The organism is Streptomyces sp. NPDC008092, from assembly GCF_042957285.1.
In the GTDB taxonomy this organism is placed as follows: Bacteria; Actinomycetota; Actinomycetes; order Streptomycetales; family Streptomycetaceae; genus Streptomyces.
Genome location: NZ_JBIBHY010000003.1, coordinates 26,130 through 49,127 on the forward strand (window position 1 = coordinate 26,130; position 22,998 = coordinate 49,127).

General features: G+C 71.3%; 19 protein-coding genes and 1 pseudogene. 7 read left to right on the forward strand and 13 right to left on the reverse strand.

The features are described from left to right. Positions 1-25: 25 nt before the first annotated feature. Positions 26-820: pseudogene (locus ACFZB3_RS09285) on the forward strand (serine/threonine-protein kinase); the annotation flags it as partial. Between the two features lie 785 nt (positions 821-1,605). On the opposite strand, the gene argS reads toward ACFZB3_RS09285, so the two are convergent. Next, positions 1,606-3,363 (reverse strand): arginine--tRNA ligase, encoded by a 1,758-nt coding sequence (argS, locus tag ACFZB3_RS09290; protein ID WP_391372211.1) that lies wholly within the window; start codon positions 3,361-3,363, stop codon positions 1,606-1,608. A 305-nt stretch (positions 3,364-3,668) separates the two neighbouring features. On the opposite strand from argS, the gene lysS reads away from it, so the two are divergent. Next, positions 3,669-5,408: a lysine--tRNA ligase gene (lysS, locus tag ACFZB3_RS09295; protein ID WP_391372214.1), complete on the forward strand. Its 1,740-nt coding sequence runs from the start codon at positions 3,669-3,671 to the stop codon at positions 5,406-5,408. An 86-nt stretch (positions 5,409-5,494) separates the two neighbouring features. On the opposite strand, the gene ACFZB3_RS09300 is transcribed toward lysS, so the two are convergent. From ACFZB3_RS09300 to ACFZB3_RS09310, 3 genes are all read right to left on the reverse strand, one after another. Further along, positions 5,495-6,865, reverse strand: coding sequence for a DUF2637 domain-containing protein (locus ACFZB3_RS09300; RefSeq protein WP_391372217.1), 1,371 nt, complete (start codon positions 6,863-6,865; stop codon positions 5,495-5,497). 99 nt (positions 6,866-6,964) lie between these two features. Further along, entirely contained in the window at positions 6,965-7,873 is a 909-nt protein-coding gene (locus ACFZB3_RS09305) for a DUF3558 domain-containing protein (protein WP_391372218.1), read from the reverse strand. Positions 7,874-7,990: 117 nt separating this feature from the next. Next, positions 7,991-8,857 carry a DUF3558 domain-containing protein gene (locus ACFZB3_RS09310; RefSeq protein WP_391372220.1) on the reverse strand — a complete coding sequence of 289 codons (867 nt, stop codon included), beginning with the start codon at positions 8,855-8,857 and terminating at the stop codon, positions 7,991-7,993. A 228-nt stretch (positions 8,858-9,085) separates the two neighbouring features. Here ACFZB3_RS09310 and ACFZB3_RS09315 point away from each other — a divergent pair, with 228 nt between their 5' ends. After that, a complete protein-coding gene (locus tag ACFZB3_RS09315) occupies positions 9,086-10,279 on the forward strand; it encodes an RtcB family protein (protein WP_391372223.1) in 1,194 nt (397 codons plus the stop codon). 131 nt (positions 10,280-10,410) lie between these two features. Here the strand turns inward: ACFZB3_RS09315 and ACFZB3_RS09320 are convergent, their stop codons facing one another. The 3 genes from ACFZB3_RS09320 to ACFZB3_RS09330 form a co-directional block, all read right to left on the reverse strand. Next, positions 10,411-10,581: a hypothetical protein gene (locus tag ACFZB3_RS09320; protein ID WP_391372226.1), complete on the reverse strand. Its 171-nt coding sequence runs from the start codon at positions 10,579-10,581 to the stop codon at positions 10,411-10,413. After that, on the reverse strand, positions 10,581-11,339 hold the full coding sequence (locus ACFZB3_RS09325; protein ID WP_391372228.1) for an SDR family NAD(P)-dependent oxidoreductase: 759 nt from the start codon (positions 11,337-11,339) through the stop codon (positions 10,581-10,583). Before ACFZB3_RS09325 ends, ACFZB3_RS09320 begins: the two co-directional genes overlap by 1 nt. A gap of 174 nt (positions 11,340-11,513) precedes the next feature. Further along, positions 11,514-11,846, reverse strand: coding sequence for a YnfA family protein (locus tag ACFZB3_RS09330; RefSeq protein ID WP_189266375.1), 333 nt, complete (start codon positions 11,844-11,846; stop codon positions 11,514-11,516). 122 nt (positions 11,847-11,968) lie between these two features. On the opposite strand from ACFZB3_RS09330, the gene ACFZB3_RS09335 reads away from it, so the two are divergent. After that, positions 11,969-12,445 carry a hypothetical protein gene (locus tag ACFZB3_RS09335; protein ID WP_391372233.1) on the forward strand — a complete coding sequence of 159 codons (477 nt, stop codon included), beginning with the start codon at positions 11,969-11,971 and terminating at the stop codon, positions 12,443-12,445. A gap of 87 nt (positions 12,446-12,532) precedes the next feature. Here the strand turns inward: ACFZB3_RS09335 and ACFZB3_RS09340 are convergent, their stop codons facing one another. After that, complete coding sequence (locus tag ACFZB3_RS09340) at positions 12,533-13,330, reverse strand: maleylpyruvate isomerase family mycothiol-dependent enzyme (RefSeq protein WP_391372236.1); 798 nt, start codon at positions 13,328-13,330, stop codon at positions 12,533-12,535. A gap of 31 nt (positions 13,331-13,361) precedes the next feature. After that, positions 13,362-14,747: an NADP-dependent succinic semialdehyde dehydrogenase gene (locus tag ACFZB3_RS09345; protein WP_391372239.1), complete on the reverse strand. Its 1,386-nt coding sequence runs from the start codon at positions 14,745-14,747 to the stop codon at positions 13,362-13,364. Positions 14,748-14,958: 211 nt separating this feature from the next. Between ACFZB3_RS09345 and ACFZB3_RS09350 the strand changes: the two genes are divergently transcribed. After that, complete coding sequence (locus ACFZB3_RS09350; RefSeq protein WP_391372242.1) at positions 14,959-16,041, forward strand: zinc-binding dehydrogenase; 1,083 nt, start codon at positions 14,959-14,961, stop codon at positions 16,039-16,041. Positions 16,042-16,125: 84 nt separating this feature from the next. Here the strand turns inward: ACFZB3_RS09350 and ACFZB3_RS09355 are convergent, their stop codons facing one another. Beyond that, positions 16,126-16,821, reverse strand: a complete 696-nt coding sequence (locus ACFZB3_RS09355) for a DJ-1/PfpI family protein (RefSeq protein WP_391372245.1) — start codon at positions 16,819-16,821, stop codon at positions 16,126-16,128. Between the two features lie 191 nt (positions 16,822-17,012). Here ACFZB3_RS09355 and ACFZB3_RS09360 point away from each other — a divergent pair, with 191 nt between their 5' ends. After that, on the forward strand, positions 17,013-17,549 hold the full coding sequence (locus ACFZB3_RS09360; protein ID WP_391372248.1) for a YbhB/YbcL family Raf kinase inhibitor-like protein: 537 nt from the start codon (positions 17,013-17,015) through the stop codon (positions 17,547-17,549). 18 nt (positions 17,550-17,567) lie between these two features. On the opposite strand, the gene ACFZB3_RS09365 is transcribed toward ACFZB3_RS09360, so the two are convergent. Together ACFZB3_RS09365 and ACFZB3_RS09370 are read right to left on the reverse strand one after the other, a co-directional pair. Continuing rightward, positions 17,568-18,452, reverse strand: a complete 885-nt coding sequence (locus ACFZB3_RS09365; RefSeq protein ID WP_391372251.1) for an alpha/beta fold hydrolase — start codon at positions 18,450-18,452, stop codon at positions 17,568-17,570. A 169-nt stretch (positions 18,453-18,621) separates the two neighbouring features. After that, positions 18,622-19,659: a thaumatin family protein gene (locus tag ACFZB3_RS09370; protein WP_391372253.1), complete on the reverse strand. Its 1,038-nt coding sequence runs from the start codon at positions 19,657-19,659 to the stop codon at positions 18,622-18,624. Positions 19,660-19,831: 172 nt separating this feature from the next. On the opposite strand from ACFZB3_RS09370, the gene ACFZB3_RS09375 reads away from it, so the two are divergent. Then, positions 19,832-21,769, forward strand: a complete 1,938-nt coding sequence (locus ACFZB3_RS09375) for a sigma-70 family RNA polymerase sigma factor (RefSeq protein WP_391372256.1) — start codon at positions 19,832-19,834, stop codon at positions 21,767-21,769. An 81-nt stretch (positions 21,770-21,850) separates the two neighbouring features. Here ACFZB3_RS09375 and ACFZB3_RS09380 read toward each other — a convergent pair whose 3' ends face one another. Further along, positions 21,851-22,888, reverse strand: coding sequence for a thaumatin family protein (locus tag ACFZB3_RS09380; protein ID WP_391372259.1), 1,038 nt, complete (start codon positions 22,886-22,888; stop codon positions 21,851-21,853). Positions 22,889-22,998: the final 110 nt, after the last annotated feature.

A 22,998-nucleotide genomic window follows, 5' to 3' on the forward strand; every position in this document is an offset into this window, starting at 1 on the left:
AAGAGGGAGGCGGCCGGTGGAAGGGGTGCTGATCGCCGAGCGGTTCCGGATCGGGGCCCGGCTCGGCGCGGGCGGCATGGGCGAGGTGTGGGCCGCGCAGGACGTACGGATGCGCCGTCCGGTCGCCGTCAAGATCGTCCATGCGCTGCCGCTCGCGGACGAGGCGGAGACCCAGGCGAGGTTCGAGCGGGAGGTCCAGCTGGCCGGGCGGGTCCTGCACCCGAACGTCGTCACCGTGCACGACTGGGGCGAGGTGCGCGTCGACGAGCGCCGGGTCCTCTACCTCGTCATGGAACTCGTCCCCGGTGTCCCGCTGAGCAGGCGGCTCAGACAGTCCACGCCGCCGTGGCCACTGGCCGTCGGCTGGGCCGGACAGATCGCCCGGGCCCTCGGCGCCGCCCACCGGCACGGGGTGGTCCACCGCGACATCAAGCCGGCCAACGTCCTGCTCACCCCCGAAGGCACGGTCAAGGTCCTCGACTTCGGGGTCGCGAAGTTCATCGGCGAATCGCTCGGCGTCAACGAACTCACGGCCACCGGCGCGCTGCTCGGCTCCCCGCCGTACATGTCCCCCGAACAGGCCCTCGGCACCCGGGAGATCGACCACCGCAGCGACCTCTACTCCCTGGGCTGCCTGCTCTACCACGCGGTGACCGGCCGCCCGCCCTTCGTCGCCGACCATCCCCTGAGCGTGCTGCGCATGCACATGGACGAGACCCCGGCACCGCCGCGCACCCTCGTCCCGGACCTCCCCGAAGCCCTCGACGCCCTCCTGACGAGCCTCCTCGCCAAACGCCCCGAGGACCGCCCCCAGACCGCCGCCACCGTCCACGACGCCCTCGGCACACTGCTGTACGAGCACGCCGTCGCCGCCCCCGACCTGGACGTCACCGCACTCGGGTACGGCGACGACGTCGTCCGGCGACTGCTGAGGAAGGCGTGGGACATCCGGCAGGAAGCCGAGCGGTACGGCCGCCGCGTCGCCGACGAGGCGCTGGCCGCGGCGCGGGCCGAAGCCGAGCGGACGGCCCGGGAGACCCTGGAGCGCGCCCGGCGGGAGGCCGAGGCCATCGTCGCCGCCGCCCGGAAGCGGCCCACGACGGCCGGGGTCCGGCGCCACCGGCCCCGGCGCCACCGGACCCCGGCCCGCGGCGGACCCGCCCGCGGCCGCACCACCGCCCACCACCGCCCGCGGCACCCTCTCCGGCGGCGACTTCGACCTGGCCGCACAGGGCTACGACCGTGCGCAGGTGGACGCGTACATGGCCCGCCTCAGACACGAGTGGCAGAACGAGCAGGCCCACCTCGACACGATGGAGCGGTTCCTCGCGGAGCGCTACCCCGCGGCGTCCCGGCGCGTCGCCGACGCCCGGGAGCGAGCCGACCGGGAGGCGAAGCCCATGCGACCGTACGAAGCCGTCGAACTCCGCGAGACCGCCTGGCTGGGGTACGACCGGCGCCAGGTGGACGCCCGCATCGCCGCGATCCTGACCGCCTGGGGCCGCACCGGGGCCCGTACGGCAGCGCTGAACCGCCTCGCGGGCGAACTGGCCCTGGAATCCGTCACCGGCCCGCCCCCGCAGTGAGGGACGGGCCGGGACCGCGTCAGAGCTTTTCCGGCGTCCTGATCCCCAGCAGCGCCATGCCCTGGTGCAGGGTGCGGGCCGTGATGTCGCACAGGAGGAGGCGGTTCTCCACCTGTTCCGGGGTGTCGGCCTTCAGGACCGGGCACTTGTCGTAGAACGACGTGTACAGCGACGCCAGCTGGTACAGGTACGCGGCCAGCTTGTGCGGGGCGTACTCCGCCGCCGCCTCGAAGACCGTGTCGCCGAACGCGTCCACGTGCAGGCCCAGCGCCCGCTCCGCCGCGTGCAGTTCCAGCTCCGGATGGGCGGCCGGCCGGACCTCCCCCGCCTTGCGCAGGATCGACCGGATACGGGCGTACGCGTACTGGAGGTACACGGAGGTGTCGCCGTTCAGCGAGACCATCTGGTCCAGGTCGAACTTGTAGTCCCGGTTCGGCGACGTCGACAGGTCCGCGTACTTCACGGCCCCGATGCCGACCTGCGCGGCCCGCTCCTGGATCTCGTCCTCGGTGAGGTCCTGGGCCTTCTCCCGGACGACCTCGGCGGCCCGCTGCACCGCCTCGTCCAGCAGGTCCTCCAGCCGTACGGTCTCACCCGCACGTGTCTTGAACGGCTTGCCGTCCGCGCCCAGCACGGTGCCGTAGCCCATGTTGTGCGCGGTGACGTCGTCGGTGAGCCAGCCCGCCCGCCGCGCCGTCTCGAAGACCATCTTGAAGTGGAGGGACTGACGGACGTCCACGACGTAGAGGAGCGAGGTGGCGTGCAGGTCGGTGACCCGGTTGCGGATCGCCGTCAGGTCCGAGGCCGCGTAGCCGAAGCCGCCGTCCGCCTTCTGCACGATCAGCGGGACCGGCTGGTCGTCCTTGCCCCGGATGTCCTCGAAGAACACGACGAGCGCGCCCTCGGAGCGGACCGCGACGCCGCTCTCCTCCAGGAGGCGGGCGGTCTCCGGCATGCCGTCGTTGTACGCCGACTCGCCGACGATCTCGTCGTCCCGGATCTCCATGTCGAGCTTCTCGAAGACCGAGTAGAAGTAGACCTTCGACTCGTCCACGAACCGCTGCCAGAGCTCCAGGGTCTCCTTGTCGCCGGACTGGAGGTCCACGACCCTCTTCCGGGCCCGCTCCTTGAACGCCTCGTCCGCGTCGAAGACCGCCCGGGACGCCTTGTAGACCCGGTTCAGGTTCGACATGGCCTGCTCGCCGTCCGTGTCGGTCTCCGCGGACAGCTGGTCCGGGTTCTCGATCAGGTACTGGATGAGCATGCCGAACTGGGTGCCCCAGTCGCCGATGTGGTGCCGGCCGATCGTCGTCTCGCCGGTGAAGTCGAGCATGCCGCGCAGGGCGTCGCCGATCACCGCGGACCGCAGGTGGCCGACGTGCATCTCCTTGGCGACGTTCGGCTGCGCGTAGTCGATGACCGTGATGCCCGGGTTGGCCTTGGCCGGTACGCCGAGGCGGTCGCCGTCCGCGTACCGGGCGGCGAGGTTCCCGGTGATCGCCTTGTCGGAGAGGGTGATGTTGAGGAAGCCGGGGCCGGAGACCTCGACGTCCTGGATCAGGTCCGCGCCGGTGGTGATGTGCGAGACGACCTGCGCCGCCAGCTCCCGGGGGTTGGCCTTGGCCTTCTTGGCGGCGGCGAGGATGCCGTTCGCCTGGTAGTCGGCCCGGTCGCTGCGTCGCAGCAGCGGGTCGACGGGGGCCTCCGGCAAGGTTGCCGAGAGGGCGTCGGTGAGCTGCTGGTTGACGGAGGCGCTGAGGGGCGTGACCGGGGCCATGGGGTGGGAGCCGTTCTCCTCGGGGGGATTGGTATACGGGTCCAGTATTTCACGGGGGGTAAAGGGGTTTTTGCGGCTACGAGCGCGGGCGCGGGCGGTGGGGTGGCCGGGTGCGGCGCCGTGGGGGCTGGTCGCGCCCACGCGGCGGAGCCGCACATCGATACAGCCCCGCGCCCCCGGAACGGCGGCTGCGCCGCCGATCAGGGGTGCGGTGGGAACCCGTTTTCGTGGATTCGGGGTCGGCTGGGAGAATGGAGCGGTCAGCCGTGCGACCGTACCGGCTGTCCCGCGCCAGAAAGAAGGACGTGCCGATCGTGGCTCAGAGCACCGAGACCACCGACTGGGTCTCCCGTTTCGCGGACGAGGTCATCGAGGACTCGGAGCGTCGGGCCCCGGGCAAACCGGTCGTCGTCGCGTCCGGGCTCTCGCCGTCGGGGCCCATCCACCTGGGCAACCTGCGCGAGGTCATGACCCCGCACCTGGTCGCCGACGAGGTCCGGCGGCGCGGATACCCGGTCCGGCACCTGATCTCCTGGGACGACTACGACCGCTACCGCAAGGTCCCGGCCGGTGTCGCCGGCGTCGACGAGTCCTGGGCCGAGCACATCGGCAAGCCGCTCACCTCGGTGCCCGCCCCGCAGGGCTCCGCGCACCCGAACTGGGCCGAGCACTTCAAGGCCGCCATGGTCGAGTCGCTGGCCGAGCTGGGCGTCGAGTTCGACGGGATCAGCCAGACCGCGCAGTACACCTCCGGCGTGTACCGCGAGCAGATCCTGCACGCCATGAAGCACCGCGGTGACATCGACGCGATCCTCGACCAGTACCGGACGAAGAAGGCCCCCGCGAAGAAGCAGCAGAAGCCCGTCGACGAGGCCGAGCTGGAGGCCGAGGAGGGCTCGGGCGCGGCGAGCGAGGACGACGGGTCGTCCGGCTCCGCCGGGTACTTCCCGTACAAGCCGTACTGCGGCGGCTGCGGCAAGGACCTGACCACCGTCACGGGCTACGACGACGACACCACCGAGCTGACGTACACCTGCGCCGCCTGCGGGTTCTCCGAGACCGTCCGGCTCAGCGAGTTCAACCGCGGCAAGCTGGTCTGGAAGGTCGACTGGCCGATGCGGTGGGCCTACGAGGGCGTGATCTTCGAGCCCAGCGGTGTCGACCACTCGTCGCCGGGGTCCAGCTTCCAGGTCGGCGGGCAGATCGTCGGGATCTTCGGGGGCAAGCAGCCCATCGGGCCCATGTACGCCTTCGTGGGCATCAGCGGGATGGCGAAGATGTCGTCCTCCCGGGGCGGGGTGCCCACCCCGGCCGACGCCCTGAAGATCATGGAGCCGCAGATCCTGCGCTGGCTGTACGCCCGGCGCCGGCCCAACCAGTCCTTCAAGATCGCCTTCGACCAGGAGATCCAGCGGCTCTACGACGAGTGGGACAAGCTCGACGGGAAGGTCGCCGACGGGTCCGCGCTGCCCGGCGACATCGCCGCGCACTCGCGTGCCGTCCGGACGGCCGGCGGCGAGCTGCCCCGGACGCCGCGCCCGCTGCCGTACCGGACCCTCGCCTCCGTCGCCGACATCACCGCCGGGCACGAGGACCAGGCGCTGCGCATCCTCACCGAACTGGACCCGGCGAACCCGCTCGGGTCGGTGGACGAGGCCCGGCCGCGGTACGACAAGGCCGAGGCCTGGATCAACACCCAGGTACCGGCCGACCAGCGGACGATCGTCCGGGACGAGCCGGACGCCGAGCTGCTGAAGTCCCTCGACGAGGCGTCCCAGCACTCCGTACGACTGCTGCTCGACGGACTCGCCGAGCACTGGTCGCTGGACGGACTGACCCACCTCGTCTACGGCGTGCCCAAGGTCCAGGCCGGGTTCTCCGCCGACGCGACGCCGAAGGAGCTGCCGCCGGAGATCAAGACGGCCCAGCGGACGTTCTTCGCGCTGCTCTACCACCTGCTGGTCGGGCGGGACACCGGCCCCCGGCTGCCCACGCTGCTGCTCGCGGTGGGGCAGGAGCGCGTACGGCTGCTGCTCGGCGCGTAGGCCGACGTGCGGAAGGGGCCCTCCGGTTTCCGGAGGGCCCCTTCCGCGTGCCTGTCGGACCTCGTGTCTGTCGGACCGCGTGCCTGTCAGGCGATGTGCTCGTCGGTCAGCTCGGCGTTGAGACGGTTGGAGAAGCGGGTCACCATGCGCTTGGACTCGGTCTCGTCGAGGGCGACGCCGTAGGTCGCCTCGACATCGGCCATGAACCCGCGCGGGGTGGGTGCTCCGTTGCCGCTCTTTATCGACTCGCGGAAGACCAGGTAGTAGTCCTCTTCCGACGGCGCCGGGGGCTCCGGGGGACCGCCGCCCTCGCCCAGCTCACGGGTGCGCCCCGGACCGGACGGGATGGGGAAGCTGCCCGTGGTCTCCGCGGGGGATTCCACGGGCAGCGGCTGCTCGTTCTGCGGGAACTGGTCCTGCGGGAACTGGCCCTGGGGGAACTGCTCCTGCGGGAACTGGTCCTGCGGGAACTGGTCCTGGGGGAACTGTTGGAACTGCTGGTACTGCTCCTGCTGGTACTGCTGCTGTTGCGCCAGCCAGGCGGCGTACCGAGGGTCGTACGTCGGGTCGTAGCCGCCCTGGTACTCGATCTGCTGGGGGTCTCGGGCCTGCAGCCAGGGGCTGACCTCCAGGCCGGGCTGCGGCGGCTCCGGCTCGGCGCCGTACCCGGGCTGCCCGGGGCGGGGGCCGGCGTCGGGGCCGGGGGCCAGCTCCGGGCGCTGCGCACCGGCGGGCGCCGCCGCGGCGGCACGCGCGGCCGCGGCCGGCTCGGCGGCGGGCAGCAGCGCCGGCAGGTCGATGCCCGCGGCCGCCAGCCCCTCCGGAGCCGTGTCCGCCAGGGGGACGCCGTACTTCGCCAGCCGCAGCGGCATCAGGGACTCCACGGGAGCCTTCCTGCGCCACGCCCGGCCGAAGCGCGAGCGGAGCCTCGCCTGGTAGACGAGACGTTCCTGCTCCAGCTTGATGACCTGGTCGTAGGAGCGCAGCTCCCACAGCTTCATCCGTCGCCACAGGAGGAAGGTCGGGACGGGGGAGAGCAGCCATCGGGTGATGCGCACCCCCTCCATGTGCTTGTCCGCCGTGATGTCGGCGATCCTGCCGATCGCGTGCCGGGCGGCCTCGACCGCCACCACGAACAGGATCGGGATCACCGCGTGCATACCCACACCCAGCGGGTCCGGCCAGGCCGCGGCGCCGTTGAAGGCGATCGTCGCGATGGTCAGCAGCCAGGCCGTCTGCCGCAGCAGCGGGAAGGGGATGCGGATCCAGGTCAGCAGCAGGTCAAGGGCGAGCAGGACGCAGATGCCCGCGTCGATGCCGATCGGGAACACATAGGCGAAGTTCCCGAACCCCTTCTTGATGGCCAGCTCACGGACGGCCGCGTACGAGCCGGCGAAGCCGATGCCGGCGATGATCATCGCGCCGGTCACGACCACACCGATGAGAACGCGGTGCATCCGAGTCAGCTGCATTGGCGCGGCCACCGGTACTCCCCTCCCCTTGCGTGTTGTTGCGCGCAACAGGGTGGCACATCAGTGCGGCGCACGTATGGCCGGTCAGCTCTTCTTGGTCGACGACTTGGAAGGCGACGCCGAGGCACTGGGCGACTTGGAGGCCGCCTTCGAGGGTGTCGCCGCAGGTGAACTCGGCGCGGAACCAGAGCCGTTGGCCGTCGCCACCGACGCCACCGCCTCCGCCGCCGCCTTCTCCGCCACCTTCGTCAGAGTGTCCGCGTCCGGAGCCTTCGCACCCGCCAGACCCGCACCGTTGTAGTCGAGAGTGACGACGACGTTCGCGACCCGGGCCACCACCGTCTGCTGCTTGAAGGCGCCCTCCTTCTTCTTCAGGTCGTAGCGCACGGCCGTCGCCTGGTCGCCGGCCCCGGTCACCGGCACCGACTTGGTGTTCTTGGCACCCGCCACGGACTGGGCACCCTGCACCTGGCTCGTGTAGTACGCCTCGGCCTGCTTCTCGCCCGTACCGCGGCCGGCGTCCGAGTCGAAGCGCAGGAAGGAGACGTTGAGCCAGCGGAACTGGGAGCCCTTCACGCCGTTGCTGTCCAGACTGCTCCACGAGCAGCTGCCCCGCGTGGCCACGTCGTCCGACGTGCCCTCCTTGCCCGACTTCACGCCCTTCGGCACCAGCGCGGTGAGCGTCTTCTTCGACAGCACCGCACACGGCTCGGGCAGCTTCGCGTACTTGGCCGCCTGGACGGTCGGGGAAGCGGCGGCCGAGTCGCCGGAACCGGTCGACCCGACGGCCGCGTTGGAGCCGCTGTCCGACCCCTGCGCTGCGGCGCCCGAGTCCGAGGAGCAGGCCGTCGCGAACAGGGCCACGGCGGGAACGGCGGCCGCGCAGACGAGGCCGCGGCGCAGGCGCCCTGCCCGTCGCTGGGCGTTCCGTCCGCTCCGGGCGCGCTGGTCGTCTGACTGGACTGCTACTCGCTGCATGGTTCCTTCACTCATACGTTCGGGGTTCCTGCGGTCGGATCGGGTCCGAGGGGCCACGGTACGCGGTGAGGGAGCTGTGCGGTTTCGGTTCGCGTCCTTTGCGGACGGCGTGCAGAGGGCGTGCCGGAGCCCTCAGCCGTTGAGGGCCTCGGCCAGCTGCGCGGCCAGATTCTGCGCCCTGTCCTGCATTTCCTTGCTGTCCGGCACGGTCCCGGTGGCCATCGGCTGCTCCTCGTACACGATCGTCACGACGACGTTGGACGTGCGGAACACCACAGTCACCGTCCGCTGTTCGGCCGTCGAACCGGAGCCGCTGAGCTGGTCGTCGAGATACGCCTCGTCGCCGAGATCGGAGAGCGTACGCGGCTGGAGGCCGGCCGGGGTGGTGGAGGACGAGGCGGAGGAGGAGGCGGAGTCCGAGGCCGACGTGGAGGCCGAGGAGGACGGATCCGCGGATCCGGTGGGCGACGCGGTCGCGGACGGGGAGTCCGACGCCGACGACGACGCGGACGCCGACGGCGATTCCGTGTCGGCCGGGGTCGGGGGCGCGGACTCGGGGATGTCGGCCGCCGACTCCAGCTGCGTGTAGATCGTCTGCGCCTCGCTGTCGTCGCTGACCGCGTTGTCGTACGACACCACGCGCTCGAAGTCGACGGACAGCCGGTCGGTGGCGTCGGTGGACTCGATCTTCCAGTGGCAGCCGACCTTGCGGTCGGTGTCATAGGTGAGCGCAGCCTCGCCCGCGTACGCCTTCGCGCGCTGATCGTCGTCGGTGATCTGGGCGATGCCCGGCAGCAGGGAGTCGAGGGTGTCGTGGCTGACCGCGCCGCAGGCCTCCGGGAGGGTGCGGTACTTGCCGGGCTGGGCGGCGACGGTGGAGGTGCTGGCGTCCGCGTTCTTGTCGGTGGCGTCGTCGCCACTGCTGGAACCGCTCGTGCAGCCGGCCAGCAGGACCGCCAGAAGGGCGGCGATGCCGGTTACGTACGCCTTCCGCTGCACGGTCAGGCTCCTTCCGTTCACTGGTCCGCTCGGTCCTGCTCCAGTGTCCCCGCTGGTTAATCGCTTGCCGCAGCGGGGCGCCCCCTGGAGACAATGTCTATCGCACGCACTGCTGTGAACGCCGGTCCCCTGTCTGGTTTCCGGACCTATGGCGCCGCATTTGCGTTTTGTTTAATTTAAAGCTTTTTGTCCTTTTTGATGTGCTGCCCGCGGGGGAATGAGGAAGACATGTCGTACGTGGAGATACCGGGCGCAAAGGTACCGATCCGGATGTGGACCGACCCGGCGACCGTCGAGGACGTCGCGCTCCAGCAGCTGCGCAACGTCGCGACCCTGCCGTGGATCGAGGGCCTGGCGGTGATGCCGGACGTCCACTACGGGAAGGGCGCGACGGTCGGGTCGGTCATCGCGATGCGGGGCGCGGTCTGCCCGGCGGCGGTCGGGGTCGACATCGGCTGCGGGATGTCCGCGGTGAAGACGTCCCTGACGGCGAACGACCTGCCGGGCGACCTGTCGCGACTGCGGTCGAAGGTCGAGCAGGCGATTCCGGTGGGGCGCGGGATGCACACCGATCCGGTGGAGCCGGGGGACTTCCACGGGCTGGCCACGGCCGGGTGGGGGGAATTCTGGGGGCGGTTCGACGGGGTTGCGGAGGCGGTGAAGTTCCGGGAGGAGCGGGCCGTGAAGCAGATGGGGACGCTCGGGGCCGGCAACCACTTCATCGAGGTGTGCGTCGACACGTCCGACTCGGTGTGGCTCATGCTGCACTCCGGATCCCGGAACATCGGCAAGGAACTTGCCGAGCACCACATCGGCGTGGCTCAGAAGCTTCCGCACAACCAGGGGATCATCGACCGGGACCTCGCCGTCTTCGTCGCGGACACTCCGCAGATGGCGGCCTACGAGCACGATCTCTACTGGGCTCAGGAGTACGCGAAGTACAACCGGTCGCTCATGATGGCACTCCTCAAGGGTGTGATCCGCAAGGAGTTCAAGAAGGCGAAAGTCACCTTCGAACCCGAAGTGAGCTGCCATCACAACTACGTGAGCCGCGAGCGTTACGAAGGCGTGGACCTGCTCGTGACCCGCAAGGGTGCGATCAGTGCCCGAACCGGGGAATACGGCATCATCCCCGGCTCCATGGGCACCGGGTCGTACATCGTGAAGGGTCTCGGCAACGAGATGTCCTTCAATTCCGCCTCGCACGGTGCGGGTCGGCGCATGAGCCGTAATGCGGCCAAGCGTCGTTTCTCGACGAAGGACTTGGAGGACCAGACCCGGGGCGTGGAGTGCCGTAAGGACTCCGGTGTCGTGGACGAGATCCCCGGCGCCTACAAGTCGATCGACCAGGTCATCGACCAGCAGCGGGACCTGGTGCAGGTCGTCGCGAAGTTGAAGCAGGTCGTCTGTGTGAAGGGCTGACGTCCGGCTGAACGAGGGCTCGGGGTTGTGCAGGGCCGCGAGCCCTCGGCTGGGGTGGTATTCCCTGCCGGGGGCCGTCGAGTTGTTGGTGTGGTGCGAGTGCTGGGTCCGGTGTTCTGGCGGCGCTCGGGTTATTTGGCGTGCCGGACCGCGTAGATCATCACGAAGGCGATGATGTGGATGCCGAAGAGGAAGTAGGCCAGGAAGTACCAGACCTGGCGTTCGTTCTTCGTTTCCTGTTGCAGGCGGTCTTTTTCCAGTTGCCTTTCCAGGGCGGCCGCGGGGGTGTCCTCGTCCGGCATCAGAGGTCCCGGTGGACCTTGGTGTTGGAGGCCTGGGCGCGGGGGCGGACGACCAGGAGGTCGATGTTGACGTGGCTGGGGCGGGTGACCGTCCAGGTGATGGTGTCGGCGACGTCGTCCGCGGTGAGGGGTTCGGCGACGCCCTGGTAGACCTTGGCGGCCTTCTCCTCGTCGCCGCCGAAGCGGGTCAGGGCGAACTCGTCGGTCTTGACCATGCCGGGGGCGATCTCGATGACCCGGACCGGCTTGCCGACGATCTCCAGGCGGAGGGTCTCGGCGAGGACGTGGGCGCCGTGCTTGGCGGCGACGTAGCCGCCGCCGCCCTCGTAGGTCGCGTGGCCGGCGGTGGAGGAGACCACGACCACCGTGCCGTCGCCGCTCGCCTCCAGCCTGGGGAGCAGGGCCTGGGTGAGGTTCAGGGTGCCGATGACGTTCGTCTCGTACATCGTGCGCCAGTCGGCCGGGTCGCCGGTGGCGACCGGGTCGGCGCCGAGGGCTCCGCCGGCGTTGTTGACGAGGACGGCGACCGTCTTGAAGGCCGTCGCGAACTCGTCCACGGCCGCGCGGTCCGTCACGTCGAGGGCGTAGGCGGTGGCCTGGTGGCCCGCCTCGTTGATCTCCTTGGCCAGGGCCTCGATACGGTCCTCCCGGCGGGCGGTGAGGACGACGCGGTAGCCGGCCTCGGCGAGCCGGCGGGCGGTGGCGGCGCCGATGCCGCTGCTGGCGCCGGTGACGACCGCGATGCGGGACGGGGCCATGGGGGTCTCCTCAGCGGGGGTGGGTCAGGTGTGCGGCTTGCTTTGGAGAGTCTAGGTGCCGTCCTGGTTGCGGAATCGGCTGGCTGCGGGTCCGTTGTGGCTGGTCGCGCAGTTCCTCCCCGAGCCTTCGGCCGGGGGTACCCCCAGCGCCCCTTCGGGGGCGCGAACCTCACGTCAGTTTCTGGGTGCCCACATGATCACTGCCATGCCCGCCAGGCAGATCGCCGCGCCCGTGAGGTCCCAGCGGTCCGGGCGGTAGCCGTCGGCGACCACGCCCCACAGGATCGAACCCGCGACGAAGATGCCGCCGTACGCGGCCAGGATGCGGCCGAAGTGGGCGTCGGGCTGGAAGGTGGCGACGAAGCCGTAGGCGCCGAGGGAGAGGATGCCGCCGGCCACCCAGAGCCAGCCGCGGTGCTCGCGCACGCCCTGCCAGACCAGCCAGGCGCCGCCGATCTCGAAGAACGCGGCGACGACGAACAGGGCGGCCGAGCGGAGGATGAGCATGCGTGCAGCGTGCCATGCCCGGTGGACGTCACCTGATGGGGGGCGCCTGCGGCGGGGCCCGGGTGGCATACATCCGTACGAGAGCAGGGTTACGGATGCCGGAGTCGGACGGGACGGGTGGCATGGCGAAGCGTCGTGGTGGACCGGTGGTGGCCGGTGCGGTGGCGGTGGCGGTGGGTGTCCTGGTCGTGGGCGGCGGGGGTACCGCCTGGGCCGGGAGCGCCGATCTGGAGGTGCACGGGTCCGCGGTGCTGAGCGGGGACCTGGTGGAGGTCCGGGTGACTCCCCGCAACCACGGGCCGGACGGCGTGACCGGGGCCAGTGTGCGGCTGGCCTCGTCGGCGCCGCTGGCGGACACGCAGGAGCTGCCGGCCGGGTGCACGCGCACCGGTGACCGGGAGGTGGTCTGCGACACCGGGCCGCTGGCGGTCGAGGTGCCCGGCGAGCAGCTGGTGGTGCCGGTACGGCTGCGGGAGCGGCCGGCGGAGGTGACGCTGGCGGTGGACGTGGTGTGGGGTGGGGGCGCGGTGGACCAGGACCGTACGAACGACAAGCAGCGGGTGCTGGTGCTGGCGACGGGCGATCCGTACGCGTTCTGATCCGGGGCGTCCGGGGCGTCCGGGGCGTCCGGGTCGTCCGGGCCGTCCGGGCCGTCCGGGCCGTCCGGGTCGAGCGGGTCGAGCGGGTCAGATGATGTCGAGGCGGTCGAGGAACGGGGTCGCGTCGGCGGGGTCGCCCGTGATGGTGCAGTGGTCGCGCCAGGGTTTGCGGGTGGTGGCCCAGGCGATGAAGTCGAGTGCCGTGCTCTGCACCCGGGTGGGGGCGGCCGCGCCGGGTGTCACGGTCAGCAGGCCGTCCGGGGCGGTCGCGGGGTGGACGGTGACGGTGGTCGCGCCGGGGCCGGTCAGGTCGAGGACCAGGGGCCGGCGGAGGGTGGCGGTGAGTTCCGGGCCCTGCATCTGGGGGAGGCCGGCGAGCATGAAGTCGATGGCGGGGGCGACCTGGTCGTCGGTCGGTTCGGGCAGGGTGAGCGGGAGCGGGCCGTCCGGGGCGAGCAGGTCGTCGCGGAGGTGGCAGAAGACGTTGAACGCCATGGTGTTGGCGAGGAGGTGGCGGGGGTAGGTGCCGAGCCCGGGGACCTCGACGGGTTCGTCGGCCCCCGGGCGTTCCTGGGCCGCCGCCAGCAGGTCCAGCTGGCGGGGGGTGCTCTGCCGCCACTCGTCGAGGACGTCGGCATGGCTGAGGCCGCGGCGTTCGTCGACGCGCAGGTCGTGGTAGCGCTCGCGGACCTCCGGCCACGCGGGGTCGGGCGGTGGCGGGTCGACGGCCTCGGTGGCGAGTGCCGCGAGGTGGGCCACCACGTCGATGACGCGCCAGCCGGCGCAGGCGGACGGCAGCTCCCACTGGCCGTCGTCCACCTGGGGGACGATCTTCGCGAGTTGCGCCGTGCTGGAACGCGCGGCGGCCAGGCCGGCCCGGGTCATCGTGCCTCCCTCGGCGTCGGGGCCGTCCGGTTCAGGCGGCGCTGCGGCCGATCCAGACGGTCTTGGCGTTCATGAACTCCCGCATGCCGAGGTCGGACAGCTCGCGTCCGTAGCCGCTGCGTTTGACGCCGCCGAAGGGGATCTCGGGGTAGCTGGTCGTGTTGCCGTTGATGAAGGCCATGCCGGACTGGATGTCGCGGACGAACAGCTCGCGTTCGTCCTCGTCCTCGCTCCACAGGTTGGATCCGAGGCCGTAGGGGTGGCCGTTGGCCTCCCGCAGGGCTTCCTCCAGGGAGGAGACCGTCCACACCTGTGCCACGGGGCCGAAGACCTCCTCGTGGTACATGCGCATCTCCGGGGTGATGCCGGTCAGGACGGTGGGCGGGTAGAACCAGCCGGGTCCGTCGGGGCGTTCGCCGCCCAGCAGCACGGTCGCGCCCTTGGCGACGGCGTCCTCGACGTAGGACTCCACGTCCTGCCGGCCGGACTCGGTGGCGAGCGGTCCGACGTCGGTGTCCTCGGCCATCGGGTCGCCGACCACCAGTGCCGCCATCTTCGCCACGAACATCTCGATGAACGCGTCGCCGATGGCCTCGTGCACGTAGAAGCGTTTGCCGTTGATGCAGGACTGCCCGTTGTTCAGGGTCCGTGCCCTGACCGCGACCTCGGTGGCCCGGTCCAGGTCGGTGGAGGGCATGACGATGAAGGGGTCGGAGCCGCCGAGTTCGAGGACCACCTTCTTGATCTCGTCACCGGCGATGGCAGCCACCGACCGTCCGGCCGGTTCGCTGCCGGTCAGTGTCGCGGCGGCCACCCGCGGGTCGCGCAGCACCTGCTCCACCCGTCCCGAGGAGATCAGCAGGGTCTGGAACACGTCCTCGGGGAAGCCCGCCTCGCGGAACAGCTCTTCCAGGTACAGGGCGCACTGCGGCACGTTCGAGGCGTGTTTGAGCAGCCCCACGTTCCCCGCCGTGAGCGCGGGTGCGGCGAACCGCATGGCCTGCCAGAGCGGCAGGTTCCAGGGCATCACCGCGAGGACGACACCGATCGGCTGGTACGTGACGAACGTCTGCCGCGCGCCCACGCGTTCGCCGTCGCCGTCCAGGTCCCGCAGGAACGCGGGGCCCTCGGTGGCGTAGTAGCGCAGCCCGTGCACGCACTTGACCACTTCCTGCTCCGCCGCCCGGAAGGTCTTGCCCATCTCCGTGGTGATCATTTCGCTGACGCTCTCGACCTCCTTCTCCAGGCGGTCGGCGGCGTGCTGCAGCCACTCCGCTCGCTGCTCGACGCTCGTCAGCCGGTACGAGGCGGCCGCTGCCGCCGCGCGGGCGAGCTTGTCCTCAAGTTCCCCGGGGGTCAGCTCGTCGAACCGCCGGAGGACCTCGCCGGTCACCGGACTCGTCGTTGCGATAGCCATGAATCCACCGTATGGCTGACCGTAAGGTCCAGCAATTCACCCATTTGTACCCTCTGGGGATGCGGCGGCACCGGATGCGTGCCAGGTGCGGGCGCGCGACCATGGTGAGGTCCGAAGCGGCGGCCGCGGTGACCGGCGCCCGGGACCCCTCTCCTGCCCGTGCCGCACGCCCGGAGCCGCTTTTCCGCTGGTCGGCGAGAGCGAGACCCCCATGACGCAGATGCAGATGCGGGCAGCCCGGATGCACGGATACAAGGAACCCCTTCGGATCGAAGAGGTCCCGGTGCCCGGGCCCGGGCCGGAAGAGATACTCCTGAAGGTCGCCGCGACCGGCATGTGCCGAAGCGACTACCAGCTGCTCAACGGCTACTTCGAGGGGCCGTTCCCGGTGGACCTGCCCTACATCCCCGGTCACGAGGTCACGGGCCGGGTGGCGGGACTCGGCGCCGGGGTGCCCCCGACGGTGGGCTACTCCGAGGGCGACATGGTCGTGGTCAACCCCAGCTGGGGAGACGGCACGTGCCGGCAGTGCCGCGAGGGCAACGAGCAGCTGTGCAGCGGCGACGGCCGGTGGGTGGGCTTCGGGCCGCCGGGCGGTTTCGCCGAGTACATGGCCGTGGAGTGCCGTCACGCGATCCCGGTCTCCGAGGAGGCCGCGCGGGCGCCGGAGCTGCTCGCTCCGATGACCGACGCGGGGATGACCCCGTACCGGGGGATGCGCAAGCTCCGAGACGCCGGCAAGCTCGGCCCCGGCCGGACCGTCGCGGTCACGGGCATCGGCGGGCTGGGCAGCTACGGGATCCAGTACGCGAAGCTGCTCGGCGGCGGCGCGACCGTGGTGGCCCTCGCGCGGACGGACAGCAAGCTGGACGTGGCGCGGGAGAACGGCGCGGACCACGGGATCAACGTGCGGAACAGGTCCACGGAGGCCATCCAGGACGAGCTGGAGAGGCTGACCGGCCGACGGACGATCCACGCCATCCTGGACTGCGTCGGCAGCGAGCCGTCCGTCTCCATGGGCTTCGACCTGCTGGGCCCCGAGGGGGCGCTGGTGGCCGTCGGCCTGATGAGCCAGCGCGTCGAGCACCGGCAGTTCCCGTTCGTGGGCACCGAGCTGTCCTACCTCGGCTCGTTCTGGGGCAACCACCTGGACCTCGTCGAGGTGCTCTCGCTCGCCGAGGCCGGCCTGGTCCGGCACAACGTGACCAAGGTCGCGCTGGAGGACATCAACGAGAACCTGGACGCCCTGGGCCGGGGGGACGTCGTCGGACGCCAGGTCATCGTCTTTGAGTGACCGCAGCGATTCGTCTTCGAGTGACCGCAGCGATCGCAGCGAGCACCGGCCCCATGGTCATCATGGGGCCGGCGGTGGCCCGGCTCAGGGCAGTGCCGCTATGAGTTCCTGGGCGAGCGGGCCGGAGGACGCGGGGTTCTGCCCGGTGAAGAGGTTGCGGTCCACGACCGTGTAGGGCTCCCAGGCCGGGCCCCGCGAATACTCGGTGGGCAGCTTCTTCAGCTCGTCCTCCAGCAGCCACTTGGCCTTGTCGGCGAAGCCGACACCGGCCTCCTCCTCGTTGCAGAAGCCCGTCAGCCGGTAGTTCGCGAAGGGGGTGTCACCGTTCTCGTCACGGGTCGCGAGGATGGCGGCGGGGGCATGGCAGACGATGCCCAGCGGACGGCCGGAGGCGAGCGCCTCCCGCAGCAGCGCGCCGGAGTCCGGGTCGGCCGACAGGTCCTCCATCGGGCCGTGGCCGCCGGGGTAGTACACCGCGTCGTAGTCCTCCAGGCGGATGTCGGTGAGGGGGACGGCGTACCGCAGCTCCTCCGCGTCCTCGATGACGGCCTCCTCGCGGAGGGCGTTCTCCTCGCCGCCCGCCATGCGGGGCCGCAGGCTCATCGTGTCCACGACGGGTACGACCCCGTGCGGTGTGGCCACGGTGACCTCGTGTCCGGCGTCGGTGAACACGCTGTAGGGAGCCACGAACTCCTCGGCCCAGTAGCCGGTGGGATGTCGGTGTCCGTCCTTGAGGGTCCAGTAGCTCGCGCCGGTCACCACACACAGGATCCTGGCCATGGGACGCTCCTCCGGGACACGTTTCCGGAACACCTACAAATGCGCCCATCAAGTCTGGGCGGGTATTCCGGCAGCCGCAACTCGTGGCCGCCGTGCGGGAAATGCATCGGACATTCCTGTGACGGGTCGACGGGTATTGTTGTGAGGGGATTTCCTGAGGTGCGGCAAACCGACGGTGTCGAGGGATTGCCATGATCAGACCCTATGGTCCTTACGATTTCCTGCCGCCGATCAGGGCCTTCTCGGTGGCCTCGGAATCCGTGGCCAACGGTGGGGAACTGGCCCGCGAGCAGGTGAGCGGAATTCTCGGTGCCGGCGGGTCGGACGTCTCGCCGCAGCTGAGCTGGTCCGGTTTTCCCGCCGAGACGCGGAGTTTCACGGTGGCGATGTTCGATCCCGACGTGCCCACCGCCTCGGGATTCTGGCACTGGGCGGTGGCCAACCTGCCCGCCTCCGTGACCGACCTTCCGGCCGGGGCGGGAGACGGCAGACAACTGCCCGGCGCGGCGGTGACGCTGGCCAACGACGCCGGCTACCGGAGATACCTCGGTCCGGCGACCCCGCCGGGCAACGGCCCGGACCGCTACTTCCTCGTGGTGCATGCCGTCGACGCCGAGGAACTGGCGGTGTCGGAGTCGACGACCCCCGCCTACCTCGACTTCCTCCTGTTCGGCCACGCGCTCGCGCGGGCGACGATGTACGGCACGTTCGAGCGCGCCCGGGGGTAAGGCCCGGTGCGCCCTGCCCTAGTGCCACATGTAGTTCTCGGCGGCGTCGACGATCAGGTCCTTGACCGCCTGCGGGTGGGAGACGAGGGAGACGTGCGAGGAGTCGATCTCGACGGTCTTCCGGGCGTGCGCGCGTTTCGCCTCGAAGCGTTCCAGGTCGGGGTTGATCGCCCGGTCCTGCTTGCCGACGAGGACGTAGACGGGTCTGTCCCGCCAGGCGGCGCCGGTGAGCTTGGCCGAGAACGCGGACAGCGCGATCGGGCGCTGGGTGGCCGCGAGGAGGGTGGTCTGGCTCGTGGGCAGGTCGGCGGCGAAGACCTGGCGCAGGAGGGCCGGCTGTACGTACACGTCCGTGCCGGTGGTGCCGTCGCCGTTGCGGAAGGGCACCTGCTTGAGCGCCTTGGTGAGCGGGGCGGGCGCGAACTTCGCGGAGAGGCTGGTGAAGGACTCCCCGGCGTCGGGCATGATCGCGTCGATGTAGACGAGGGCCTTGACGTTGTCGTTCCCCACGGCGGCCTGGGTGATCACCTCACCGCCGTAGGAGTGGCCGACCAGGACGATCGGCCCGCTGACGGACTTCAGGAAACTCGCGAGGTAGGCCGAGTCCTCGGGGATGCCCCGGAGCGGGTTGGCCGGCGCGGCCACCGTGTAGCCGTTCTGCTGGAGGCGCTGCACGACACCGTTCCAGCTGGACGCGTCGGCGAAGGCGCCGTGGACGAGCACGATGGTGGGCTTCTCCCGGCCGGGGTCGCCGGCCGGACCGCCGGCCTGTGCCGACAGGGGGGCCAGGACGGAGGCGGTCCCCGACAGTGCCAGCAGCGCCGCACCCCACCGGGCGGCTTTCACGGTGCGGCTGGGCCTGCGGGACTTGGGGGAGACGCGGGAGACGCGGGATATGTGCATGCCGGTCCTTCGGGGCGGGAGCGTCGGGCGACGCCCGGGATTCCAGCGTCGAGGAGACCTGTCGGCGTGTCCCCCGTGCGCGGGCCGTCCGGGTGAACGGGGCCCGCCCCCCGGGGCCCGCGCTCCCGCGCCCGCACCCCGGGGGGAAGCCGGCACTCCGCCGCCGTGCTCAGGTGGAGCCGGCCGTCGTCCCGAAGGTCACCCGGTAGTAGCAGGCGCCCTTGCAGGGCATGGTCGCGCCGTCGTCGAAGGCGTAGGAGTAGGCGTAGGGCGCGGCGCGCTTGAAGACCTGGGTGTAGTCGACGGGCCACTTGGAGGGGACGCAGTTGTCGCGGCCCGCCCAGGCACCGCGGCAGCAGTAGGTGTCGCCGCCGAACGCCGCGCAGGGCGGCTTGCAGCCGATCTCCTGGCCGCCGGAGAGGGCCTGCATCGCCTTGGGGCAGGCGACCTCGGTGGTGCAGGTGCCCCGGTAGCAGCCGGAGGCGCTGACCGGGTCGGTGGTCGAGGTGTGGGAGACGTTGATGTACATCGGCAGGTTGGAGCCGTCGACCATGCTCACGTCGTAGAAGTCCATGCCCGCGTAGGCGTCGAAGGTGAACTCGCCGAGGGTGGTGGGCGGGTTGCCGCCGTTGCAGACGCTGGTGCAGTCGCCGGAGGCGCAGGGGCCGGCTGCCGTGCCGGTGCATCCGGTGCGGCCCCAGATGCGGCCGCCCCAGTTGTTCGCGACGGTCACCGAGAGGCTCTGGCCGGGGGCCAGTCGGCGGCCGTCCGGGTAGACGGAGGTGTTGGTGACGACCGCCCAGACCGTCTTCTGGGTCCTGTTGACGACGGTGATCAGGCGTTTGCCGGCCGGGGCGGTGGCCGGCCGCGTGGCCCCGGCGGCCTGGTGGGACGCGGCGGTCGCCGGCTTGTGCGTGGTCTTCGCCGACGCCGACGCCGATGCCGAGGCCTTGGCGCTCGCCGAGGCGGAGGGCGACGCGGAGCCGCTGGAGCTCGGTGACGGGGAGAGGGAGAGCGGGGTGCCGGAAGGCGTGGACGGGAGGGCCGCGGCCGTCTGGCGGTCCGCGTGCGCGGCGGGGGTTCCGGCCGGTGTCCACATGCCGTAGGTGACGATCACGGTGGCGGCCGTCGCGAGGGCGGCCGCGCCGGCGTACCACCAGCGGCGTCGCGGTGGTCTCGCGCCGTGTCTCCTGCGTCCTCGTGCCATCCTGGTGCCTTCCTCGGGCGGTGCCTGATGTGTGCCTGCCTTTCGGTGACCTCCCCGACGAGGGCCGTACAACATAAATTGCGAAGCCGACTCGCCGGTTTTTCTGTTGTCCCCGCGTCGCGCGCGGGGTCTCCGTTCCGACAGCCGGACTCTGCGCGGAGGAACAGCCCACATGACCGAGAACCATCGGAGCGGACCCGACCCCGGCGTGGTGACGGCCGCCCGCGCGGGGGACAGAGCGGCCCTGGAGCACCTGGTGACCGCGTCTCTGCCGCTGGTCTACAACATCGTCGGCCGGGCCCTGAACGGTCATGCCGATGTCGACGACGTCGTACAGGAGACGCTGTTGCGCATGGTGCGGGGACTGGAGAAGCTGCGGGACCCGTCCGCGTTCAGGTCGTGGCTCGTCGCCATCACGATCCGGCAGGTGCGCAACCGGGAGCAGTCGCGGGCCACGGACCGGGACCGCCGGGCGCGGCTGGACGACGCGGAGGCGATCACCGATCCGGCGCTCGACTTCGCCGGGCTGACCATTCTGCGGCTGGGCCTGACCGAGCAGCGCCGGGAGGTCGCCGAGGCGACGCGCTGGCTCGACGCGGACGACCAGGAGCTGCTGTCCCTGTGGTGGCTGGAGGAGACCGGCGACCTGGAGCGCGCGGACCTCGCGGGCGCGCTGGGGCTGTCCGACCGGCATGCCGCGGTGCGGGTGCAGCGGATGAAGAAGCAGATGGAGGTCTCGCGGTGCGTGGTGCGGGGGCTGGCGGCCGACCCGCGCTGCGCCGAGCTGGACGGGATCGCCGCGCCGTGGGACGGCACGCCGAGCCCGCTGTGGCGCAAGCGGTTCGGCCGTCACATACGGGGCTGCGGGGTGTGCGCGGGCCTGGACCGGGGGCTGCTGCCGATGGACCGGCTGCTGAGCGGCCTGCCGCTGGTGGCCGTACCGGCCGGCCTCGACCCGGCGCGGGTGCTGGCCCATGTCACCGCACACCAGGTCACCGCGTCGCATGCGGGTGGCGGAGACGGCGGTGGTGGCGGGGGCCGGGCGCTTAGGCGGCGGCACGGGCGGGCGGGCAGGCGGGCGGGCAAGCGGGTGGGCAGGCAGCTCGTGGGCAAGCAGGCCGTCGTGGGCGGTTCGGCGGCGGTCGCGGTCGTCGCGGCGGTCGCGCTGGTCGCGGCCCGGATGACGGCCGGCCCGTCGGTTCCGGCCGCGGAGACGCAGGCGCCGCCGACGCCGGTCGCAGTGGCCTCACCGAGCCCGAGCCCCAGCCCGACGCACTCCGCCTCCCCGTCCCCGTCCCCCTCCCGCAGCGCGTCCCCGAAGCCGTCGGCCAAGCCGACCCCCAAGCACACCGCGGCTCCGGTGCGGGTGGCCTCCGGTGCCAAGAAGGGCGTCGGGGTGTGGACGTTCAACGGGGTCAGCCAGGCGCTCGCCGCGAGCGGGGCGAGCTGGTACTACACCTGGAACACCCAGCACCAGGGCGTGACGACCCCGTCCTCGGCCTCCTACGTGCCGATGATCTGGGGCGCCGCGTCCGTCACCGACGCGTCGCTGGCGCAGGCGCGGGCGGCGGGGCCGTACCTGCTGGGCTTCAACGAGCCCGACATGGCGCAGCAGTCGAACATGACCGTCGACCAGGCGCTGGGGCTGTGGCCCAGGCTGATGGCGGCGGGCAAGGTGCTGGGCAGCCCGGCGGTGGCGTACGGCGGGGACACGGCCGGCGGCTGGCTGGACCGGTTCATGTCCGGGGCGAAGGCGAAGGGGTACCGGGTCGACTTCATCACGCTGCACTGGTACGGCGGTGACTTCCGCACCCCGCAGGCCGTGCAGCAGCTGACCTCGTACCTGTCGGCGGTGTACGCCCGCTACCACAAGCCGATCTGGCTCACCGAGTACGCGCTGATCGACTTCTCGCAGGGGACCCGGTTCCCGTCGGCGCAGCAGCAGGCGGACTTCGTCACCGCGTCCACGAAGGCGCTCGACGCGCTGCCGTACGTGCAGCGGTACGCGTGGTTCGGGCTCGGCGCGGACCCGGCGAAACCGAGCAGCGGGCTCTTCACCAGCGGTACGGCGGCCACGGCGGCGGGCCGGGCCTTCCAGGCGGCGCGCTGAGCGGAGGGGGCCCGCCGAGCGGAGGGGGCGCGCTGAGCGGAGGGGGCCGGTGCCGGTGAGACCGTACCGGCCCCCTCCGGGTCATGGGCTCACGCCCCAGGTGACGCGGTAGCCGCACTCTCCGGAGCAGGTGAGCACGCTGGTCGCGTCGTCGTTGACGTAGGAGTACGCGAAGGGCTCGGCCGCCTTGAAGACCTTGGCCGAGTCGACCGGCCAGGAGGACGGGACGCACTTCGGGCGGGCGGCGTAGGCGCCGGTGCAGCAGGTCTGGTCGGTGTTGAAGACCAGGCAGGCGCTGAGGCAGGCGACGACATGGCCGTCGCGGACGCGCTGGAGCTTGGCGGGGCAGGTGGCGTTGGCGTCCCGGGTGCAGCCGGCGGCGGAGCATCCGTCGGCGTCGAGCTTGTCCTTCGACGTGCCGCCGTAACTGTTGATCCACATCGGCAGGTTGTTGCCCTCGACCAGGCTGACGTCGTAGAAGTCCATGCCGTTCCAGGCGTTCAGGTTGAACTCGGCGAGGGTGGAGGGGAATTCGCCCCAGGTCGAGCCGCACTGGAAGTGGCCGCAGCCGCCGGTCAGGCAGTCGCCGTCGCCGGCCGCGTCGAAGGAGCAGCCGGTACGGGCCCAGAGCCGGACGTCCCAGTGGTCGGGGATGGCGAAGCTGAGACTGGCGCCGGGGCGCAGGACCCAGCCGGTGGCCTCGACGGGGTGCTTGGGGTCGGCGGCGATGGCCGGCCAGATGGTCTGGTCGAGCCGGTTGACGAGGGTGATGGTGCGTGTGCCGGGGGCCGCGGCGGCGGTTGTCGGCTGCTTTGCGGTGCGGGACGGCGAGAAGGCCTTGGCCGAGGGCGAGGCGCCGGTGTGCGGGGTCGCCGACGCCGAGGCCGAGCCGGACGGTGACGGCTTCCCGGAAGGACTTGCGAGGGGGGTGGCGGCGGCCGTCGTACGGGGTGAGGCCGCCGGGTCGGCGGCGGTGGTCCGCCGGTCCGCGGCGGGGCCCGACTGCATGCGGGCCAGCACCACGCCGGTCACCAGGGCGAGGCAGGTGAGGACTACGGCGGCGGTGGCGGCGAGGCCGGAGTACCGGCGGGGTCGGCGACGGCGGCGGTGGTGCTGCATGTCACGGGGCTCCTGTCCGTTCCCACGGGCGTGGGCTGTCGTAGCGGAGACCCGGACGGTCGCGGCGGGATAACGGAAACGGCGTTCCGTAGGCGGGAGCCGGGCAGGGG

Excerpts from the sequence above, each read along its gene's own strand:
- argS (WP_391372211.1), bottom strand. The coding sequence starts at position 3,363 with ATGGCCCCGGTCACGCCCCTCAGCGCCTCCGTCAACCAGCAGCTCACC.
- ACFZB3_RS09300 (WP_391372217.1), bottom strand. The coding sequence starts at position 6,865 with ATGCACCGCGTTCTCATCGGTGTGGTCGTGACCGGCGCGATGATCATC.
- ACFZB3_RS09305 (WP_391372218.1), bottom strand. The coding sequence starts at position 7,873 with ATGAGTGAAGGAACCATGCAGCGAGTAGCAGTCCAGTCAGACGACCAG.
- ACFZB3_RS09315 (WP_391372223.1), top strand. The coding sequence starts at position 9,086 with ATGTCGTACGTGGAGATACCGGGCGCAAAGGTACCGATCCGGATGTGG.
- ACFZB3_RS09320 (WP_391372226.1), bottom strand. The coding sequence starts at position 10,581 with ATGCCGGACGAGGACACCCCCGCGGCCGCCCTGGAAAGGCAACTGGAA.
- ACFZB3_RS09325 (WP_391372228.1), bottom strand. The coding sequence starts at position 11,339 with ATGGCCCCGTCCCGCATCGCGGTCGTCACCGGCGCCAGCAGCGGCATC.
- ACFZB3_RS09330 (WP_189266375.1), bottom strand. The coding sequence starts at position 11,846 with ATGCTCATCCTCCGCTCGGCCGCCCTGTTCGTCGTCGCCGCGTTCTTC.
- ACFZB3_RS09335 (WP_391372233.1), top strand. The coding sequence starts at position 11,969 with ATGGCGAAGCGTCGTGGTGGACCGGTGGTGGCCGGTGCGGTGGCGGTG.
- ACFZB3_RS09340 (WP_391372236.1), bottom strand. The coding sequence starts at position 13,330 with ATGACCCGGGCCGGCCTGGCCGCCGCGCGTTCCAGCACGGCGCAACTC.
- ACFZB3_RS09345 (WP_391372239.1), bottom strand. The coding sequence starts at position 14,747 with ATGGCTATCGCAACGACGAGTCCGGTGACCGGCGAGGTCCTCCGGCGG.
- ACFZB3_RS09350 (WP_391372242.1), top strand. The coding sequence starts at position 14,959 with ATGACGCAGATGCAGATGCGGGCAGCCCGGATGCACGGATACAAGGAA.
- ACFZB3_RS09355 (WP_391372245.1), bottom strand. The coding sequence starts at position 16,821 with ATGGCCAGGATCCTGTGTGTGGTGACCGGCGCGAGCTACTGGACCCTC.
- ACFZB3_RS09360 (WP_391372248.1), top strand. The coding sequence starts at position 17,013 with ATGATCAGACCCTATGGTCCTTACGATTTCCTGCCGCCGATCAGGGCC.
- ACFZB3_RS09365 (WP_391372251.1), bottom strand. The coding sequence starts at position 18,452 with ATGCACATATCCCGCGTCTCCCGCGTCTCCCCCAAGTCCCGCAGGCCC.
- ACFZB3_RS09370 (WP_391372253.1), bottom strand. The coding sequence starts at position 19,659 with ATGGCACGAGGACGCAGGAGACACGGCGCGAGACCACCGCGACGCCGC.
- ACFZB3_RS09375 (WP_391372256.1), top strand. The coding sequence starts at position 19,832 with ATGACCGAGAACCATCGGAGCGGACCCGACCCCGGCGTGGTGACGGCC.
- ACFZB3_RS09380 (WP_391372259.1), bottom strand. The coding sequence starts at position 22,888 with ATGCAGCACCACCGCCGCCGTCGCCGACCCCGCCGGTACTCCGGCCTC.